General features: G+C 70.6%; 13 protein-coding genes and 1 pseudogene. 3 read left to right on the top strand and 11 right to left on the bottom strand.

Features of this window, described 5'->3' with window-relative positions; all coding sequences use genetic code 11:
- Positions 1 to 27: 27 nt before the first annotated feature.
- Together NRP21_RS08110 and NRP21_RS28150 are read right to left on the bottom strand one after the other, a co-directional pair.
- Positions 28 to 2,181 (bottom strand): tetratricopeptide repeat protein, encoded by a 2,154-nt coding sequence (locus NRP21_RS08110; protein WP_257715676.1) that lies wholly within the window; start codon positions 2,179 to 2,181, stop codon positions 28 to 30.
- Positions 2,182 to 2,720: 539 nt separating this feature from the next.
- Positions 2,721 to 2,960 (bottom strand): annotated as a pseudogene (locus NRP21_RS28150) (CatB-related O-acetyltransferase); the annotation flags it as partial.
- A 923-nt stretch (positions 2,961 to 3,883) separates the two neighbouring features.
- Here NRP21_RS28150 and NRP21_RS08120 point away from each other — a divergent pair.
- Together NRP21_RS08120 and NRP21_RS08125 are read left to right on the top strand one after the other, a co-directional pair.
- A complete protein-coding gene (locus tag NRP21_RS08120; protein ID WP_257715677.1) occupies positions 3,884 to 5,023 on the top strand; it encodes a UDP-galactopyranose mutase in 1,140 nt (379 codons plus the stop codon).
- A gap of 238 nt (positions 5,024 to 5,261) precedes the next feature.
- Positions 5,262 to 6,614: a DUF1800 domain-containing protein gene (locus NRP21_RS08125; protein ID WP_257715678.1), complete on the top strand. Its 1,353-nt coding sequence runs from the start codon at positions 5,262 to 5,264 to the stop codon at positions 6,612 to 6,614.
- Positions 6,615 to 6,667: 53 nt separating this feature from the next.
- Here NRP21_RS08125 and NRP21_RS08130 read toward each other — a convergent pair whose 3' ends face one another.
- The 6 genes from NRP21_RS08130 to NRP21_RS08155 all read right to left on the bottom strand — a co-directional run bounded on the left by NRP21_RS08130 (position 6,668) and on the right by NRP21_RS08155 (position 13,178).
- The gene (locus NRP21_RS08130) at positions 6,668 to 8,260 is read right to left on the bottom strand and encodes a hypothetical protein (RefSeq protein ID WP_257715679.1); all 1,593 of its coding nucleotides are present in this window, start codon (positions 8,258 to 8,260) and stop codon (positions 6,668 to 6,670) included.
- 117 nt (positions 8,261 to 8,377) lie between these two features.
- A complete protein-coding gene (locus NRP21_RS08135; RefSeq protein WP_257715680.1) occupies positions 8,378 to 10,132 on the bottom strand; it encodes a polysaccharide biosynthesis/export family protein in 1,755 nt (584 codons plus the stop codon).
- Positions 10,122 to 11,309, bottom strand: coding sequence for a capsule biosynthesis protein (locus NRP21_RS08140; protein ID WP_257715681.1), 1,188 nt, complete (start codon positions 11,307 to 11,309; stop codon positions 10,122 to 10,124). The genes NRP21_RS08135 and NRP21_RS08140 overlap by 11 nt, the downstream gene beginning before the upstream one ends.
- The gene (locus tag NRP21_RS08145) at positions 11,278 to 11,928 is read right to left on the bottom strand and encodes an ABC transporter ATP-binding protein (RefSeq protein WP_257715682.1); all 651 of its coding nucleotides are present in this window, start codon (positions 11,926 to 11,928) and stop codon (positions 11,278 to 11,280) included. Before NRP21_RS08145 ends, NRP21_RS08140 begins: the two co-directional genes overlap by 32 nt.
- Positions 11,929 to 11,946: 18 nt before the next feature.
- Positions 11,947 to 12,774, bottom strand: coding sequence for an ABC transporter permease (locus NRP21_RS08150; RefSeq protein ID WP_257715683.1), 828 nt, complete (start codon positions 12,772 to 12,774; stop codon positions 11,947 to 11,949).
- Entirely contained in the window at positions 12,771 to 13,178 is a 408-nt protein-coding gene (locus NRP21_RS08155) for a hypothetical protein (RefSeq protein ID WP_257715684.1), read from the bottom strand. Before NRP21_RS08155 ends, NRP21_RS08150 begins: the two co-directional genes overlap by 4 nt.
- A 130-nt stretch (positions 13,179 to 13,308) precedes the next feature.
- On the opposite strand from NRP21_RS08155, the gene NRP21_RS08160 reads away from it, so the two are divergent.
- The gene (locus NRP21_RS08160) at positions 13,309 to 15,159 is read left to right on the top strand and encodes a capsular polysaccharide export protein, LipB/KpsS family (RefSeq protein ID WP_257715685.1); all 1,851 of its coding nucleotides are present in this window, start codon (positions 13,309 to 13,311) and stop codon (positions 15,157 to 15,159) included.
- A gap of 60 nt (positions 15,160 to 15,219) precedes the next feature.
- On the opposite strand, the gene NRP21_RS08165 is transcribed toward NRP21_RS08160, so the two are convergent.
- The 3 genes from NRP21_RS08165 to NRP21_RS08175 form a co-directional block, all read right to left on the bottom strand.
- Positions 15,220 to 16,482 carry a capsule biosynthesis protein gene (locus tag NRP21_RS08165; RefSeq protein WP_257715686.1) on the bottom strand — a complete coding sequence of 421 codons (1,263 nt, stop codon included), beginning with the start codon at positions 16,480 to 16,482 and terminating at the stop codon, positions 15,220 to 15,222.
- 104 nt (positions 16,483 to 16,586) lie between these two features.
- A complete protein-coding gene (locus tag NRP21_RS08170; protein ID WP_257715687.1) occupies positions 16,587 to 17,309 on the bottom strand; it encodes a formyltransferase family protein in 723 nt (240 codons plus the stop codon).
- Between the two features lie 86 nt (positions 17,310 to 17,395).
- Complete coding sequence (locus NRP21_RS08175; protein WP_257715688.1) at positions 17,396 to 18,712, bottom strand: aminotransferase class I/II-fold pyridoxal phosphate-dependent enzyme; 1,317 nt, start codon at positions 18,710 to 18,712, stop codon at positions 17,396 to 17,398.
- Between the last annotated feature and the right edge of the window lie 11 nt (positions 18,713 to 18,723).

Raw genomic sequence — 18,723 nt, forward strand, 5'->3', positions numbered from 1 at the left:
GAAGGTCGATTGTGCGACAAACTCGCCTCAACCCCCGGCAGGCGCGCCGGACGCCATCACCTTGGCGGCGAAGCTCCGGTCGAGGCGGGCCCGTGCGGTTGTCGCTCCGGCGGGCACGGCCTGCCAGAGCCGGCTCATCGCTTCGATCGAGCGCGTCGCTGCCATGGTCTCGATGGTCGCGACGACAACGGCGGATTCGAAGGTGTCGAGGTCTTCGCGGCCCTGGATCTCGGCCGTGAGGATCTCGCCGAACTCCTGCAGCGAGGGCTGATCCGAGAGGAGCGACGTCGTCTTGGTGCCCTTGAACAGCCCGACGGCCACGCCCTGATCGATCAGGTGCCCGCCGATCAGATATTCGGCGAACTGGCCTGTCGCCCCCTCGAAGTAGCGCGCATCGCCGTGCCGGTTCAGGTTCGGATAGACCGAGGCATAGGAGGAGGACACCTGCCGGCTCATCATGGCGGAACGGTCGTGCAGCTTCGTGGTGGAACTGGGGACGAGGCAAACCGGTTCCGACGCTGCGTAGAGCAGGTCCTCACGCGCCAGTTCGCTGATGCCGTTGTCGCAGCGGAGGCGGATGACCACGTCGAACCGGCGCCCCTCCGCCTCCTCAAAGCGGCGCATCTGCTCATGAGCCTGATGGATCATGTAGAACATCTTCGCTTGGTTGAGCTTGTTCAACCAGTAGAGTCCCGTCCTGTGCTCATGGCGGCGGTTGAAATCCTCCTCGTCCTCGATCTCGACGTGAGGCGTGCCGAAATAGGCCTGCAGTTCCTCCCGCTCGTAGCTCCGGCGGCCGGTGAGCAGTGTGCTCAGCCCCGGGAAGCTCCGGGCGAAGAGAGCGCTGTCCATGTGCTCTCCGGCCAGGCGCGGCATGAGGCCGACCGGAAGACGCCGATCCACGGACAGTCTCTGGCCGAGTCCCGAGCCGGCATCGGCCCATGTGGAGACGAAGACCGTGACATCCTCTCCTGCCAGCGCCTTGCGCGTCTGCGGCCAGGCGTTCCGGAAGCCCCGCAACTGGCCGGACATGCAGATCGCGACGCGGGGGCGGCGGTCCCCTGCTGCCAGCGCGGGTGCGGGAAGGGCGGAAACGGAACCGATGGACACATCCCGCCGGACCGGCCGGGCGTGGGATTGCGCGATGAAGCGGCGCGCGAGTGAGGCAACCCCGGGATCCGCAAGCTTCGGCTCGAGCGCCGCTGCGGCCTCCTCCAGCCGGTCCAGCGCCATGCCGCCGGCCGACGCCATGTAGGTCGCCGATCGCAGCAGCATGTCCGCCTGCTGGGCGGATGCCTGGCTGAGATCATCGTAGAGGCGGCTCGCCTCGCGGTGGGCTCCGAGCTGGCTCAGGAAATCCGTCAGGATCATGATCTGGCCGGGATAGCCGGGATGGTGATCGCGCATCTGCCGAAGCGCCCATCGTTCGGTGAGCGTCATCCTGAGACGCCCTGCCGCAGTCCGTATCGCGATGAGATCCCTGGCACCCGGCTTCGGCTCCATCAGGGACCGCCGCAGCAAGGGGCGGATGGCGTCCGGATCCCCTTCCGCGACCAGCGCGTCGATCCTCCGCCTCAGCCGGCCGTCGCGCCCGGCCGGCTCGTGGGGCGCTTCGCTCGCGGCCCAGTTCCGGGCTTCGCGGGCCAGATGATTGCGCCGCTCCAGCTGCCTCGCCTTCCCGTCGAGAACGCGAAGGAAATGCTCGGCGAGTTCGAATTCCGCCATCTCGATCGATGCATCGAAGCCGATGTAGCCGATGAGCGGGACGTGCTTCGCCGGGTTCTCGGCCACGGCGCGTCGGGCCAAGGCCACCAGCTCCGGCACCCTGCCGTCCTGCCACCAGCGCCTTGCCAGGAGGCCTGTCGCCTCGGGATGCCACGGCGAGGTGTCGAAGGCCCGCTGCAGCATGGCGATGCCCAGCGTCCACTCGCCCTCATCATGCGCGATTGCTGCCCGGAGCATGAACGGCTCGGCTGCTTCGGGGTGGCGCGCCGAGAGCTCGTCGGCGAGGATCCGGGCATCCGAGGCCCGGCGTTGCCGCAACAGGGCGCCGCAAAGGTCCAGCATGTCAGGCCAGTGCGGGCGGGCGTTCCGGATCAGGGAGACGACACTGGGCTCGTCGAGGCGCAGAACGCTGCGATCGGCAGGGCTTTGCCCTTCTGCCGACTCAGAGGACCGCATCTCACCGCTCATATGTCCGGCTCCGCACCAGATGAGTTCACATCTTATCGGAGTGGCAGTTCCAGGAGCAAGGTGTAATATATCAATACTTTCCTAATAAAGGGGCTGGTGCGAGGCGCTATTGTGGCGCGAGGTGGGGCTGTTCCTTGAGGCTGCGGCCGCAAGCCTTCGCATGTCCTGCTGTGTCTTCCGGTGACTTGGCCCGTCGTCTTACTCAGCCCGGGCGTACGGACGCATCTATTGCCTGCTCCCTGCTCAGGTCGATGCCCAATGCTGCGGCAATCACTCTTTCAGGCAGTCGGCGCCTCATCCCTGCCGGATGATCGTGCGCGTCCCGGCCGTGGCGAGAATGCTGGGATGAAGCCTGGCGGTACCCAAGCTATGGCGCATCAACTATTGTCGGTCGGGATGTCGGTGAGCTTCACGACAGGCGGCTGGTAGGGTTCGATCGAGCGGTTGCCGCCTTTCCCGCCATGGCGAATCATGTCCACCACAGCTCTTGGATCGGAGAGTTTGGCCCCGCGGAAATCGGTAAACCGGTAGTCCCACCAACGAGTGTCCAGCAGATCCTCGATCAAATCGGCGTCGAAGCGGAATTTGATAAGACGCCCGGGGTTGCCGCCGATGATGGCATAAGGGGGTACATCCTTCGTGACGACGGAGTTGGCCGCGACCACTGCACCATCACCGATGGACACGCCGGGCATGATGGATGCGCCCATCCCAATCCAGACATCATTTCCGATGACCGGTAATGGCTTCTGCGGGTTCGGCTCGAGCCCGTCGAACCGGTCGCCCGTGTCGTCGATGTAGGATTTGATGATGCTGAAATCGGAATCGTACATGAAGGCGGACGTACTGAGTTTCTCGATGGGATGCCGCGGCTTCGGGACCGACAACCCGCCCGCGATCGACGTGTAGCGGCCGATCCGCATCCCGGGGATCAGCGGTGACCAGCTGTAAGAAAATGCTCCGATCGGACAGACAGCATAGCCGTTCAGGATGCCGCAATAGGGTTCCACACCTGCCTGACGGTCGAACGTCAACCGCTGTCCCGGCTTCAACCGGAATGTGGTCTGCCGATTCTCGAAGAAAACGCGATGATCGCGCAACCACTCGATCGACCGCTCAGTGAGTAGCACTGTCGGCAAGGCGATGCTTACTCCCTTAATGCGACGAGGGTGATAGCAGCTACTGGAGGTTGTCAAAAGTCACGGACAATGCACGGGTGCTTGATGGCGCAGGCCCTGCTGCCTTCCCCCTCTGCGAGACACTCGCCCCTTCTGGGGGGGGCTCTGTGCCACCGCGGCACGGACCGCAGCCGCCCCGCAGAGGATGCGGGCTTCACGGAGGCTGCGGATGCCACAGATGCATCCGCCGGTGATTGCAGCGGCCCTCCTGGCCGCAAGGGGCCGACAACCAGCCCCGCGCGTTCGCGCGTTCCGGAGGGAGACGCACAATCATACGATGTTGCGCCCGGATTCGAGGTGCCGCATTAAGCGATCAGAACTGCCGCCTCCGCCGTTCGGCGGTTTGGCTTGCGGTCTTCGCCAGAGGGTTCGGGTGACCATGTCGTCGTGACTGCGGTGTACCGGTGCTGGATGGGAACGAGCGAAGTTCAGAGAGCAATGGCCGCCAGTGAGGGGCCCCCCGCTTTTCCGGAACGACGCGTGGCAGTCACTCAATCGAAAGGGTCTCGGCGATGGAAGCATCCGCGCTGATCGTGGGTGCCGGCTTCGCCGGCGCTGTTTACGCGCGCACGCTGGCGGAGGCGGGCTGGACGGTCCGCGTCATCGACCGCCGGCCGCATATCGCCGGCAACGCCTATGACGAGGTGGACGAGAACGGGGTGCGGGTGCACCGTTACGGCCCCCACCTTTTCCACACGAATAACGATGCCGTGGTGGAGTGGATCCAGAGGTTCGGGACTTTCGTACCCTACGAGCATCGGGTGCGCGCCCTGCTGCCCGATGGGCGCCTGGTGCCGCTGCCCGTGAACGCAGACACGGTGGAAGCCGTGCTGGGCCGCCCCCTGCCGGACGAGGCGGCCATGCAGGCCGCCCTCGCGGAGGTCGCCCTGCCGATCGAGAACCCGCGGAACGCGGCCGAGCACCTGAACTCAAGGATCGGCACGGAGCTGACCGACCTCTTCTTCCGACCCTACACGAAGAAGATGTGGGGGCTGGACCTGGAGGAGATGGACGCCTCCGTGGTGAAGCGCATCCCGCTGCGAACAGACCGCGAGGACCGCTACTTCCCGGGCGACCGCCACCAGATCATGCCGCGCGACGGCTACACCGCGATCTTCCAGGCCATCTTCGACCACCCGAACATCAGGGTGGAAACGGGCGTATCCTACGAGAAGGGGATGGAGAACGACTACACGCACTGCTTCAACAGCATGGCGATCGACGAGTATTTCGACCGTTCCCTGGGCGAGCTGCCCTACCGCTCCATCCGCTTCCACGCGAGGACGGAGGAGGGCGCGCCGCCCGCCGGGATGAACTGGACGGTGACGAACTACACGGACACCGGCCCCCTCACGCGCGAGACGCACTGGGACCTGCTGCCGCACCACCGGGCGGCGGAGACCGGCCGCCGCACCGTGACGGTGGAGGAGCCCTGCGACTACCGCGACAACAATGAGGAGCGATACTACCCCGTGAAGACCTCTGACGGGCGGTACCAGGAGAAGTACAAGGAGTACGCCGCCCTGGCAGCCGGGCTGGAGCGCATGAGCTTCATCGGCCGTTGCGGCACCTACCAGTACCTGGACATGGACCAGGTCATCAATCAGTCGCTGATGGGCGTGCGCCGCTTCCTGGCGGAGCGTGGAGGATGAATCCGGCGGGGGCCATGGCCCGGGAAGCCCGCCGGATCCTGTGCGGCGGCGTGGGAACGTAACGCCCGATCCGGAGGGTGCCCCGCGTGACGTGTTCACGGGGTGGGGCATCATCTCCCGCCTCGTCCGGCCCGGTGCCCGGGCTTCCGCCCTTGTATCGGGTGCCCTCACTATCCAGACATAGCTGCACCAACGGCCCATTGCGTCAGGGCTGGCCCTCATCGCCCGGAGCACGCGCTTGCCGGACCTGAACCCCTTGTCCGCCGTGAACCGCTTTGGCCTCGGTGCCGGTCCTGGCGAGCTCGCCCGCGCGCGGCCGGATCCACGCGGCTATGTCGCCGCCCAACTCGCTTCCCCCGCTCCGCCCGTGGTGACGGAAAATGTGCCGGCGGACACCGCCGCCGGCCTCTTCCTGCTGACGGAGCGCCGGCGGATCCTCAACGAGCGCAACGAGTTCGTGAAGCGCGGCGAGGCCGATCCCGGCACCCCGTTCGTCCGCCCCGGCGACGTCATGGCGCGGGAGCTGGCCCTCCTCCTCTCCACGGCCGTGGATACGCGCGCGCCGTTGATCGAGCGGTTGGCCCTCCACTGGTCCGACCACTTCACCACCGCCGGGGGCTTTGTCGGCTTCATGACGGGCAGCATGGAGCGCGAGGCGATCCGGCCGCATATGCTCGGGCGCTTCCGGGACATGCTGGTGGCCGCCACCCTGCACCCGGCGATGCTCTTCTACCTGGACAACCGGAACTCCGTCGGCCCCGATTCACGCCTGGGCCGCAGTTCCCGCGGGCGGCGTGGCCTGAACGAGAACCTGGGACGCGAGGTGCTGGAACTCCACACCCTCGGCGTGGACGGCGGCTACACCCAGGACGACGTGCTCGCCCTCGCGAAGATCCTGACGGGCTGGAGCATCGACCTGGACGAGCCGCCGAAGCGCCCGGAGCGCGTGGGCTTCTTCCCGGAGCGGCACGAGCCCGGCCCGAAGACCCTTCTCGGCAAGACCTACGCGCAGGAGGGCCCGGACCAGGCGATCGCCGCCCTGACCGACTTGGCGCGTCACCCCTCCACGGCCCGGCACGTCACGCGCCGCCTCGTGCGGCACTTCGTGGGCGAGGGGCTGCCGGGACTGGAGGCGCGCATGGCCGAGGTTTTCCGGCGCACGGATGGCGACCTGGGTGCCGTCACCCGCGCCCTTGTCTCGGACGGGGAGGCCTGGGGACCGCCGCGGAAGGTGCGGCCGCCGATCGAGCTATTGCTCGCCTCCTCCCGCCTGCTCGGCGGCCTGCCGCGCCAGCCCGATCCCGGCCGCGCGCTGAAGGCCATGGGCCAGCCCTTTTGGGAAGCGCCGGCCCCGAAGGGCTGGCCGGCGGGGAACGAGGCCTGGGCTGCGCCGGACGCGATCAAGACCCGGCTGGACTGGGCCTCCGAGCTGGCCTCCCGCCTGCCGCCGGGCACTGATGCCCGGGGCCTGCTGGACACGGCCTTCGGCCCTTATGCCAGCGCGGAGACGCGCCGGACCATCGAGAGGGCGGCGGACGGTCGGCAGGCCATTGCGCTGCTTCTGCTCTCGCCGGAATTCCAGCGGCGATAGGCCGCCATTGGCGTCGGGCACGCCTCCAGCCTCGGGGCTGTCGGGAAGGGGCGTCAGACCGGCCGCGCCGGGCAGAGCTGCAACCCGGCCCGCAGGTTAGCCGCAACGGGCGCGCAGCGCGCCTCGTCCGGCACCAGTCCGAAGGCGGCAAGGTCCGCGGCGCTGTCGTTCTGGCGGGGATCGCGCAGGATCTGGACCGGGCGGCCGGAGTGGAGGAGCCGCCGCGTTTCCTCCCATTGGCGCGTTCCCGGCGGCACCTCCCCCAACCCGACGAAGACGAGGTCACGCCCGGTCAGGAAAGGCAGCACAAAGGCGGTCGGGCGGCTGGCCACTGCCACCACGGCGCCATCCGGGAGCGCCGGCGCGGTCACCTCGATGACCCTGGCGCCATACTGGCGCAGGCGGCCCCAATTCTGCTTCTCCGTCACCGCCACGACCAGAACGAGGAGGGCCACGAGGCCGGGCAGGAAGCGCCGCGCCCGGCTCCACCCGAAGGCGGACAGCGCCGCCAGGATCACGGCGCCGGTCAGTGCCTCCAGGGCCACGACATAGCGCAGGATGGAGAACTGGATTTCCCAGAGCGCGAAGGCCACCGCGACGAAGGTCACGAGGAGGATGGTCGCGGGTGGCAGGATGGGCGGGCGCCGCATCGCGCGGTTCCAGGCCGCCCTGAGGCCGAGCGCCACCACGGCGAGCCAGGCCAGGGCAAAGCGAGGGTCCGCGACGCTGGTCTCCGCGACGACGAAGCTCTGCCCGCGCAGCCAGAAGAAGGGATAGGCCAGGGCCTGGAGCGGGCCGCGCGGCAGGAAGCGCGTGTCCTCCAGCGAGACGGGCGCGGCCCAGGGGGAGGCAAACACCTGGTTCATGAAGGGGAACAGGGGATTGCCGTAGCGCTGGAAGACGGCCCATCCCCACCAGCCCCAGGATGCGGCAAAGGCCGCGCCCCAGCCGATGCAGAGGAGGAGAGCTCCCGTCAGCACCGGCCGCCAGCCCAGCCCCGCCGCCCGCGAGGCGACGACCGCCCCGATGAGGAGAGCGGGCGCGTAGAGCGCGGCCGTCAACTTGAGCCCGGCCGCCAGCCCCAGGCAGAGCCCGGCGGCCAGGGAGGCACGCCGCCATCCCGCATCCCCCCCGGCCCCCTCCAGCGCGCGCAGAGGCACAAGCAGCCCGGCAAGGACGAGGACGCCGATGGGAATGTCGCCGTAGGTGGTGCCGATCTCCGACAGGATGGTGCTGCCGGAGACGCCGATCAGCGCGGCGGTGGCGGCGGTGCGGCCCGGCCGCGCGAGGTCAGGAAGCCCGCGCGCCAGGCTGGCGCAGATCTCAAGCGTCAGGAAGGCCAGGAGCCCGTAGGGCAGGCCGGCCAGGAAGGCGACGAGCCGAGGTCGGTCCGGCAACCACGAGACGGCCAGCAGGTAGTAGGGCAGGTCCAGCAGCGGGTTGAAGGCGCTCTGGGGACCGGCCGGCATGATGTCCATGCCGAGCCGCCCTTCCAGCAGGGAGAAGGGAAGGTAGAGGTGGTAGTTCCGCAGGTCCCAGTTGTTGTCCTGGCCGCGCAGGACGGAGACGAAGCCGGCCGCGACCAGCAACAGGAGCAGCCGCACCGCGGAATGCCGCAGCGGGGCGAGCCAGGGATGGAGGGACATGCTCTCACGCCGGGTGGGAGCGAGGGGTTTTCCTGAGCCGCCCCTTCAGGTCAAGGCGCGTGCCCTTGTTCGGAAGATCCGGCGGAGATCCGATCGGATCTCCGCCGGAGCCTTTCCCTACTGGAAGATCCGGGCCGAGAGCGCCGTCTGGTAGATCAGCTGCAGCACGTCCCGCCCGATCTGGAAGGCCTTGGGATCCAGCCGCGGCAGGGCGATCAGCTCGTCGCCCGGGCGCGGGCCCACCTGCGGGTCCAGCACCAGCTCGCCGCTCGCGCGGCGGATCATGATGTTGGAGAGGCTGCCGCGCTGGGTGAAGCCGCCGGCCTGGCTCACGAAGTCCTCGACCTTCAGGTTGGGGCGCCACAGCACGGCCTGGGGCGCCGTCACCTCGCCGGCCACCATCACCACCTCGCTCCGCTCGGGGATGACGATCGTGTCGCCGTCCAGCAGCCGCGTGTCGGAGCAGCGGCCGGAGCCGTCAGAGACGACGAGGCGTCCCTCCGGCTGGATACGCCGCGCGCGGGAGATGTACTGGGAGACGAGCGCGGCCTCGGCGGTGCGGATCTCGGCCACGCCGGTGGTCACGGAAGTGGCGGTGAAGAGCTGCCGCTCCAACCGGTCCAGCGTCTCGTCGATGGTCCGCTTCTGCTGGGCCGCGACGCTCGGGCGCAGCAGGAAGACGGAGGCGGTGTCCGCCGCGGTCGGGTTCACGGCCACGTGGTCCAGCAGCTGGCACAAGCCGATGCCGCGGTCCGCGATGAGGACGGAGGGGCCGATGCGGCTGCCCTCGATGCTGACGCGGATGGTCTCAGGCGGGGCATCGGTGATGAAGCTCGCCACGTCCTGGTCCTGTAGCTGGATCCGGCGCAGCTCGGCCACGGTGGTGTAGCGGGACCAGGGCGCGCCGTTGCGGGTGCCGCGCACCACCACGTTCGTGGCCGCCGGCAGGGGCGCCGCGAGCTGGACCAGCTCCTCGCCCGACATGGCGCGGCCGGGCACCTCGAAGAGGTAGTTGTTGCGCACGGCGCCGTCCACGCTGACGAGTGCGCCCTGCTTGTTGACGACGATGGTGTCGCCTTCCTGGAACAGGAAGCGGGTCAGGCGCCCGGCCAGCAGGAAGGGGTAGAGGTCCACGGTCTGCACCGTGCGCCCGCCGCGCTGGATCTCGATGTTGCGGAAGGAGCCGCGGGCGGGATCGACGCCGCCGGCGCGCAGCAGGTAGTCCAGCACGCTCTCCATGCCGGTGCCGACCTGGCGGCCGGGGCTCTTCACGAAGCCCGTGACGAAGACGCCGATGCGGTTCACGTTCAGCAGCACGGCATAGACCTGTACCTGCTGCGTGTAGATGCGGCGCACCTCGGTCTCGACCACCCTCTGCAGGTCGCCCGCGCGGGTGCCGGCGACCTTGATCGGGCCAATGGAGGGCAGGAAGAGGTTGCCGTCCGCATCGACCTGGCCGATCGCCTCGGACTCGATCGCGCCCCAGACGCGGACGGAGACGCGGTCCCCGATGCCGATGACGTAGTTGGGGTTGGGCGTGTCGGCCGAGGCGGGGGCGCCGCGGGCGAAAAGGGCGGCGCCGAAGACGGCGGTGGCGGGCCCGGGGGCGCGCTGCGGCTCACCCAGCGGGCCGGCCACCACGGCACCACCCTCGGCCGCCGTCGTCGTGCCCTCGCGGGAGACGGCGCTGGTCTCCGGCAGCAGCGTGTTCGCCTGCACGGGCGCGGCCTGGGCCAGCATCGGCCCCAGGCGGCCGGGGACGGGCTGTTGCAGGAGCCCGTCCGCGGACTGCGCCACCGCGGCGCCGGGCAACAGGCCGAGCAGGGCCAGGGCAAGGACGCATCCGCGCGTGGCGCGGCGTTCAGGCTGCATGTTCACGGAATCCGGCGAAGACCAGGGAAGCGATGCCATAGACCACGCAGAGCACGGCGAAAATGCTGCCGACGGCGTAGGCGGCCTTGGGATAGAGGGCGGTTTCGGCGAGCTGCGGCTGGGTGATCCGCGCCAGGTAGAGCTGCTGGCGCGCCACGTCGATGCGGGCCGACTCAAGGCTGCCCACGGCGGAGGCGAGCTGCTTGTCGGCGAATTCCCGCTCCAGCATGAGCCGCTCGTAGCCCGCGAGCTGGGTCGGGGCGGCCTGGTTGCCGTGGGTCAGGCGCTGCCGCTCGTTAGCGATCTGGCCCTCCAGCGCGGAGATGCGGTTGAGGACCACCGCGACCTGGGGGTTGTCCGAGCGCATGAAGCCGCTCTTCTCCCGCAGCTCGGCGCGGGCCTGGGCCAGGGCGGCCTCCATCTGCGTCACCGTCGTCATGTTGGCGGTGGCCTCGCTGGCGGGGTCCAGGGCGCGCCCCTGCTGCCGGAAGTTGGTCACGGCCTCCAGGGCGGCGGCCACGCGGCGCTCCGCGATCTCCACCTCGCGCCGCGCATCCTCCAGCGTGTTGCCGCGCTGCCGCTCGCTCAGCCCGTTCACCAGGTTCTCGGAGGCGCGGAGCAGCCCCTCGGCGATGGTCTTGGAGTCCTCGGGCCTGAAGCTGCGGACATGCAGGGTGACGGTGCTGGATTCCGTGTCGAAATCCGCCGAGACCATCAGCTTGTAGTAGCGGGTCAGCAGCTCAACACTGGGATTGCTCACCCAGAGCCGCGCGAGCGGGTCCGCCTCCGGCCGGCGCCAGATCTCGTTGAGATCCACCGTTTTCCGCACCTCGCGGACCGCGTCCTCGGAGTTGATGTAGTCGCGCACCGCCATGGCCTCCTCCGCAGCCGGCTTGAAGCCGGCGCTGCCGAGGGCCACGCCCAGCGCGCTCATGGAGTTGGAGGAGGCGCCGGCAGGGCCGCGGACGAGGAAGCGGGCCTCGCTGACATACTGGCCGGCCGCGATGCCGTAGAAATAAAGGGCGGCGAGGGCGGTCGGCAGGACAACGGCCAGCAGGAAGCCGCGCCACTTGCGAAGCCGCCTCGCCAGGGCCGAGGGGCGCCGGGCGGGAACGGAGACGCCGGCCGTGGCCGGGGCCCCGGCCTCAAAGGCTTTGATAGACGGCGATACCTTCATCGATGTCCTCGTACAGCTCGAGTAGGCCGTTCCGGAGCACGACGGCGGTGCGGCAATATTGCCTGATGTGGTCGGCAAAATGCGAGACCATCAGGAGGGAGGCGTTGCCCAGCCGGTCTTCCAGCATCGTCTGGCAGCGCTGGACGAAGCGCTGGTCGCCGGCAGAGATGATCTCGTCCACCAGGTAGCAATCGAACTTCACGGCGAAGGACAGGCCCATCAGCAGGCGCCCCATCATGCCGGCGGAGTAGGTCTTCACCGGCTCGTAGAAATACTGCCCGATCTCTGAGAAGGATTGCACGAAATCCAGCGTCTCCCGCACGTCCTGGCCGTAGATGCGGGCGATGAAGCGGGCATTGTCCGCCCCCGAGAGGCTGGCCTGGAGGCCGAAGCCGGAGCCGAGCGGCCAGGAGACGGACATCTCCCGCCGCACGCGGCCACGGGTGGGCGACTCCACGCCGGAGATGACGCGCATGAGGGTGGACTTGCCCGCGCCGTTGCGGCCGAGGATGCCCACCGCGTCGCCGCGCTCCACCACGGCGTTGATGCCCTTGAGAATCTCCCGGCGCCCGCCGCGGACGGGGTAGGATTTCCAGACGTCTTCGAGGATCAGGGCCATGGGCGTCGCATTCCCGGCTCAGAAGATCTCAAGCTTGCGCCGGGCGGTCCGGAGCGAGAGCAGGCCGAGCAGGGTGGTGACGAGGATGCACCAGCCGACATAGCGAAGGTCGTAGTAGGAGGGGAAGGCATCCCCGAAGATGCCCGCGCGGATACCCTCGTGCAGGCTCACCTGCGGGTTCCACAGCAGCAGCTCGCGCAGGTTCGCGGGCAGCCAGTGGAGGGCGAAGAAGGCGCCGGAGAGAGGCATGGACAGGTAGGTGAGGGGATGCACCAGCCGCTCCGCCACCTCCCAGCGCGCCACCAGCGCGGCCACCATCATCGCCAGCCCGTTGCAGAGCAGGAACATCAGGAGGAGGCAGAAGAAGACGAGCCCGGGATTCGCCGGCCAGACCCCCGCGAGCCACACGCCGCCCGCCAGGATGATGACGATCACGCCGATGACGGAAGCGGCCTCCAGCAGGTTGCGGGCCAGCAGCACGTCCACCGGCGTGACCTGGCGGTGGAACAGGAGGGTCAGGTTGGAATGCAGCGCGCTGCCCGCCCGGTTGATGATGGCGCGGAACATGAAATAGGGCACGTAGCCCACAAGGCTGAAGAGGAACGGATCCACCCCGCCCGGCATGGACTGCCCGTGCGCCGAGTGCATCAGCCCGACCATGGTGCCGAGGAAGAGCGGCTCGAAGAACAGCCAGAGGAAGCCGACATTGTGGCGGCCGAAGCGCGTCTGCACCTCGCGCATGATGAGGGCGCCGATCACCCGGACCTGGGTGGCGAGACCCTCGACGATCCAATGGCCCCGCTCCCGCCGGGCGGGCGGCGTGGGAACGAAGCCGACGTCGCTCACGGCCGGTAGACCGCTCCGCCACGCAGCAGGGGGCGTGCCGCAACCCAGCCCTGGGCGGGATCGTTGCAGTAGGTGGCACCCGGCGCGCCGCCGGGGGCACTGGAGGAGCCGAACTGCAGCTCCCGGCACTCGCGGCCGGAGGCGGCGTTGTACACGCGGCCGAGTCGCGCATTGACGATGCCGCTGCCGCTCGAGACGGTCTCGGCCTGCCCGACCTGGGCCCGGGCGGCGAAGGCGGCCAGGGGATCGGCCGCGCGGACCGGTAGAACCACGCCCGTGGCGGGCGGGGGAGAGGTAGGGGCGGCGGCAAGGCCGGCAGGATTCCACCAGCTTCCCTGGCCCGGCTCCGCCGTGCAGGCGGCGAGGGGCGCCAGAACCAGGAGGAGCGCGGCGCGGCCTGCCACCCCGGGTCGTGAAAGGGGCGAGGCAGGCAAGGCGGGAACCCTGGGCGGCTGCGCGGCCGCTCCGCTGGGCATGGCGTGCGTCATAAGGGCAGTCTATCCTACGGCGGCGCAGCAGGCAAAACATCCCAGGATGGCCCAGGCCCAATCTGCCGAGCCATTGCCGCTCGCCCTGTCCCCTGATCTTCTCGCCCGGTGGCCGCATCTGCCGGCCTTCTGGCCCGAGCTCAGCCAGGTGCCGCCCGGCATGGCCGGCGCCCTGACGGTGGTGGAGGAAGGGGGCGCGCCGGCCGCCGGCCCCGTGCTGCGCTTCTCCCTCGCGCCCTTCGCGCCGCCCCGCTTCGCCGGGCGCGATGCGCCGCCCCTCCTGCTGTCGGACGGCGCTCCGCCCCTGGCCGATGGCGAGGCGGAGGCCCTGGCGGCACTGATCGTGCGCGCCCGGCTGGGCGGTGCGCCGGGCCTGCCGGATCCGGGAGGTGCCGCCTTCGGCCTGGGCGCGCGGGCGGCCGCGCTGGTGCTGGACCCCTGCGACCCCGCCAACGCCGCCGGGGCGCTGGCGGCGCTGGCGGCGGCGCGCTCCTCGGGCCTGCCCGTGCTGGTGGCGCGCGATCCCTTCGCCGGCCGGGCTGCCGCGCCCGTGCTGGCCACCTCAGCCGCGTTGCCGGGCGTGAGGAGCCTGCCGCAGCCCCTCTCCCCCTGGACGCTGCTGGACGCCGCGGCGCGGCTGCACGGCGCGGGGCCCTTAATGGCCGCGCTGGCCGAGGCCGCCGGGGTGCCGCATGACCGGCCGGGCGCGCATCTGCAGCCGCTTCTCGCCCGCCTGCGCGCCGCCGATCCCTTTCGCCGCCGCCCCTGGAGCCGGGCGGAAGGTCTGGCCCTGCTGGCGGACTGGGTGGCAGCGGAGCGGGCAAATCGCGGCGTCTCGGCCTGCATCGGGATCGCGCGCTGGAAGCGGCGGCAGGTGGCCGCGCTGCTGGCGCATGAGGGCGGCTCCCCGGCCTTCGAGCGCAGCCCCGCCCGCGCCGCCCGGCGCGCGGTGGCGGAGGGCGGGGCGGTGGTCGCCTGGGCGGCCTCCCTCTCCGATGCGGGGGCGGCCGCTATCCGGGGGGGCGGGGTGCCGGTGCAACTGCTGGAGGACGGGTTCATCCGCTCCCGCGGGCTGGGGGCGCGCTTCCTTCCCGGAGCGTCCTACAGTCTCGATGCGCGCGGGGCCTATTACGACCCGCGCCAGCCATCGTCCCTGGAGATGATCCTGAAGGAAGGGGCGTTCCCGCCCGATCTGCTGGCCCGCGCGGCGGCGCTCCGGAAGGCGGTCGTGGCGCGCGGCATCTCCAAGTACAACCTGCGGAGCGAGGCGGCGCTGCCGGACCTTCCGGAAGGGCGGCGCAAGGTGCTGGTGCCCGGGCAGGTAGCGGATGACGCCTCCGTGCGCCTCGGTGGCGGGGCCATCCGCTCCAACCTCGACCTGCTGCGGGCCGTGCGGGCGGCGGAGCCCGAGGCCTTCATCCTCTACAAGCCGCATCCCGACCTGGAGGCCGGCTTCCGCCGGGGGCGGCTGCGGGCGGCGGAACTGGCGGGGCTGGCGGACGCGGTGGTGGGCGGCGTGCCGCTTCCCGCCCTGCTGCCGGAGGTGGACGCGCTGCACACCATGACCTCCCTCTCAGGCTTCGAGGCGCTGCTGCGCGGCGTGCCCGTGACCTGCTGGGGGCAACCCTTCTATGCCGGCTGGGGGCTGACGGAGGACCGCGCGCCCCTGCCGCCAGGGCGCCGCGGCGTGGCCCGCGCGCTGGACGAGCTGGTAGCCGCCGCCCTCATCCTCTACCCGCGCTACCTGGACCCGGTGACGCTGCTGCCCTGCCCGCCGGAGGTGATGCTGGACAGGCTGGAGCAGCCGGAGGCCTGGCGGATCTCCCCCCTCACCATCCACCGCGGGATGGAAGGCTGGGTGCGCGGGCTGCTGGCCCGGATCGGGGGGCGGCGGTGAGGGGCGGGCTGGTCGTCTCCGGCGCACCGCGCGGGCTGCGGGCGGCGCGGGACCGGCCTCTCAGAGCAGGACGGGAGGCGGATCCACGACCGGCTTGTTGATCAGCCCGTTGTGCAGCCGCTGCGCCGCAGCCTCCACGGCCGCGTCCAAGCCCGGGCGCGCGTAGTACACGCCGCGCAGGTGCAGGCAGTGGGCGATGCCGCGCAGGAAGGCTTCCCGCAGCTCGGGTTCCGGGGGGCGCCCCTTCGTCCAGAAGCTGTCCATCGGGCCTTCGTGCACCAGGCCCGGGATCTTGTAGATGGCGTCGCCCAGGGCAAGCGTGGGCAGGTGGTCCAGGATGGCGCGCAGGCCGACGGTGCTGTTGATCGTCACCACGCCCTGCACGCTCTCGGTAATGGCGCCGAGATTGCCGCCACCGAGGTAGTGGACGCGATCGGAGACCTTCGCCCGCTCGGCGATGCGGCGCACGCGGCGGCGCCAGTTCTTCATCGCGGGGTCCAATGGGTGGACCTTGACGAGGAGCTGCGCGTCCGGCGGCGCGTGGGCGGCGAAAGAGCGCGTCACCTCGTCGATCGCGGTGTCGAGGTCGGGGTATGCGGAGTAGGCACGGACGGAGAAGTCCGTCTCCATCTGCATGGCCATGAGGAAGAGCGGCCCGCGCCCCTGCAGCCGCGCCATGATGCCGTTCGCCTCCCGGTTGGCGCGCCGCCGCGTCAGGATCCGGGAGAGGGTGCCGAGATAGACCTGGATGGGATGATAGATCTGGTGGCTGCGGTAGTGCCGGAAGAAGCCCGGCAGCAGCGAGACCAAGTGGTAGGTCACGTCCATCGTGGCCTGCTTGCGGAAGCTGTCCCGGTAGCGCTCCCCGATGTCGGGCGGGGGGAGTGTCTCGGCCAGGGCGATGATGGCGGCGGGGTCGCGCGGGAATTTGCTCTCGCGGTTCAGCCCGTCGTGCTCGAAGACGATCCAGTCCGGGCGGAGATAGCCGAAATCGGTGGCCACCACGGCGATGCCGCGCGCCCGGGCCGCGGCGATGGCCTCCCGGTGGTAGAAGCGCTGCTCGCCGAGGAGAAGGATGTCGGTGATGCCCCGCTCGTCCAGGAAGCGCGCGATGAAGGCCGGCCAGTCCTCCGGCCGGCCCCGGTAATCCATCACCTCGCCGCCGCGCCAGAAGAGCTTGTCGCCGAGGCAGAGGTTGATCCGGTGCACGCCGTGCCCCAGCGCGCGGAGTCGCGCGCCGAGCAGTGGGAAGAAGAGGCTGATCGGGCCCTGCAGGAACAGGAACTGCCGTCCCTTCCGGGTGTTCGTCGCGTCCTCGGGCACCTTTGCTCCATATGCAGGAGCGTCGGGGGGCGCAATGGCATGGGTGAGCGGGGCTGGGGTGCTGGCCGCCGCCGGCCGGGCGGCCCCGATGTGCCCCGCGGGTCTCAAGCCCGTGTTTGCAGGGCCGCGCGGATATCCGCCGCGTCCAGCAGCCGCACCCCGCGCCGGCGCGCGGCGCGCAGGGCCGCACGGTCCGGGAAGGGGCAGTAGGGCAGCGGCACCCCGGCCGGCGACTCCGCCGCCGCGCCGGCCGCGAGCGCGGCCAGCACCTCCCCGATGAGGGGCACCGCCGCCCGGTGCAGGTGCCGCGCGGCGGCCGAGGCGGTGATGCCCGGCGGCAGGGCGACGACGCGCTGCGCGAGGACCGGCCCGGCATCGATTCGCGGCACGAGGCGATGGACGGTGACGCCGTGGGCGGGCTCCGCCTCCATCCCCGCCCAGAAGGTCGGAATCGGGCCGCGGTGCCGGGGCAGGAGGGAGGGGTGGACGTTGATGCCGCCCATCGGCGCCACGGCGATGGTGGCGGCGGAGAGGATGCCGTCGAAGTGGAAGGTCAGGATCAGGTCCGGCCGGGCCGCGCGCAGCGCGGCGTGGAAGGCGGGGCCGTTGACGTCCTCCACCACGGCCACGGGAATGCCCCCCGCGCGCGCCAGGGCGGCGAGCGATCCCGCGCCCCGCGCCAGCGCCCCCGCCAGCCGGGGCAGGGCCATGTTCACCGCGAGATAGCCGAGCATCCCCGGCCCGGAGCGGCGGAAGTGCCGCCAGGCCTGGCCCAGCAGGCCCCCGGCCGAGCGGCGATACGGGTTGGAGAGGCCGAGCAGGACCACCTGCCCGCCATGGAGGCCCAGGAACTCCGAGACCGCCTCGCTGCTCGCGGCGCTGCCGAGGGTGAGGAGGGCGACGCGGAGCGGTGTCAGCCCGCCACCTCGGCCGGCGCGATGCCCGCCGCGGTCTCCGCCACGATGTCCAGGGTCCGGTCCACCTGCGCCTCGGTATGGCCGGCGGTGAGGAAGAAGCGGAGCCGCGCGGCGCGCTCCGGCACGGCGGGGAAGGTGATGGGCTGCACGTTCACGCCGCGCGCGAAGAGCTCCGCCGAGAGGCGCCCGGCGCGGACGGAGGAGCCGGTCATCAGCGGCACGATGGCGTGCCCGCCGGAGGCGCCGGCATCCAGCCCGCGCGCCCGCAGCCCGTCCCGGAACCGGGCGGCGTTGGCGTTCAGCTTTGCTACCCGCCAGGGCTCCTCGTGCAGGATCTGGAGCGACTGGAGGGCGGAGGCCGCGAGCACGGGGGCGAGGCCGACGGAGTAGACGAAGCCCGGCGCCGTGTGGCGCAGCCAGTTGATGAGCTGGCGCTTGGCCGCGATGTAGCCGCCGCAGGAGCAGAGCGTCTTGGAGAGCGTGCCCATCCAGATGTCCACGCCCGCTGGGTCCACGCCCTGCAGCTCCGCAATGCCGTGGCCGGTCGCGCCGAGCACGCCCATCGAATGGGCCTCGTCCACCATCAGCCAGGCGTCGTGGCGGCGGGCGATCTCGATGAAGCGAGCGAGATCCGGCACGTCGCCGTCCATGGAGTAGTGGCCCTCGATGAGGATGAGGGCCCGGCCGGCGCCGCGGCGCGCGGCGGCCAGCTCCCGCTCGGCCGCGGCGGGATCGTTGTGGGCGAAGGGGATGCGGCGGGCGCCGGAGAGGCGTGCGCCCTCCACGCAGGAGTTGTGGATCATCGCGTCGTGCAGGATCACGTCGCGCGGGCCCATCAGGTGCCCGATCACCGTCACGTTGGTGGCGTGGCCGGAGACAAGGCAGATCGCGTCCTCCGCGCCGTAATGCGTGGCCAGCGCGGCCTCCAGCTCCGCGTGCAGCGGCCTCTCGCCGGAGACGACGCGGGAGGCGGAGGCGGAGATGCCGTGGCGCTCGATCGCGGCGTGGGCGGCGGCCTTCACGCGCGGGTCGTTGTTGAGGTCCAGGTAGTTGTAGGACGAGAAGTTCAGGTACTCGTCATTTCCGATGACCGTGGTGGCGCCGGCCACGCCCTGGTGCGGGCGGAAGAAGGGGTTGGGGAGGTCGAGCGCCTCCATCGCCGTCTTCAGCAGCTCGAAGTCGCGCAGCGCCGGCACGTCCCCGAAGGACCGCCCGTCGCCGGCGCCGCTCTCCTCCTGCCGCGCACGGCGCTTGGAAAGGCGCTGCAGCAGCGCCAGGCGCGCGGTGGCGGAAAGGCCGAGGCCCTGGTTCAAGCGCGTATCTC

The sequence above is a fragment of the Roseomonas populi genome (genome assembly GCF_024594815.1).
Lineage (GTDB): Bacteria > Pseudomonadota > Alphaproteobacteria > Acetobacterales > Acetobacteraceae > Roseomonas > Roseomonas populi.

Excerpts from the sequence above, each read along its gene's own strand:
- NRP21_RS08135 (WP_257715680.1), bottom strand. The coding sequence starts at position 10,132 with ATGCAGCCTGAACGCCGCGCCACGCGCGGATGCGTCCTTGCCCTGGCC.
- NRP21_RS08130 (WP_257715679.1), bottom strand. The coding sequence starts at position 8,260 with ATGTCCCTCCATCCCTGGCTCGCCCCGCTGCGGCATTCCGCGGTGCGG.
- NRP21_RS08120 (WP_257715677.1), top strand. The coding sequence starts at position 3,884 with ATGGAAGCATCCGCGCTGATCGTGGGTGCCGGCTTCGCCGGCGCTGTT.
- NRP21_RS08140 (WP_257715681.1), bottom strand. The coding sequence starts at position 11,309 with ATGAAGGTATCGCCGTCTATCAAAGCCTTTGAGGCCGGGGCCCCGGCC.
- NRP21_RS08160 (WP_257715685.1), top strand. The coding sequence starts at position 13,309 with ATGGCCCAGGCCCAATCTGCCGAGCCATTGCCGCTCGCCCTGTCCCCT.
- NRP21_RS08145 (WP_257715682.1), bottom strand. The coding sequence starts at position 11,928 with ATGGCCCTGATCCTCGAAGACGTCTGGAAATCCTACCCCGTCCGCGGC.
- NRP21_RS08110 (WP_257715676.1), bottom strand. The coding sequence starts at position 2,181 with ATGCGGTCCTCTGAGTCGGCAGAAGGGCAAAGCCCTGCCGATCGCAGC.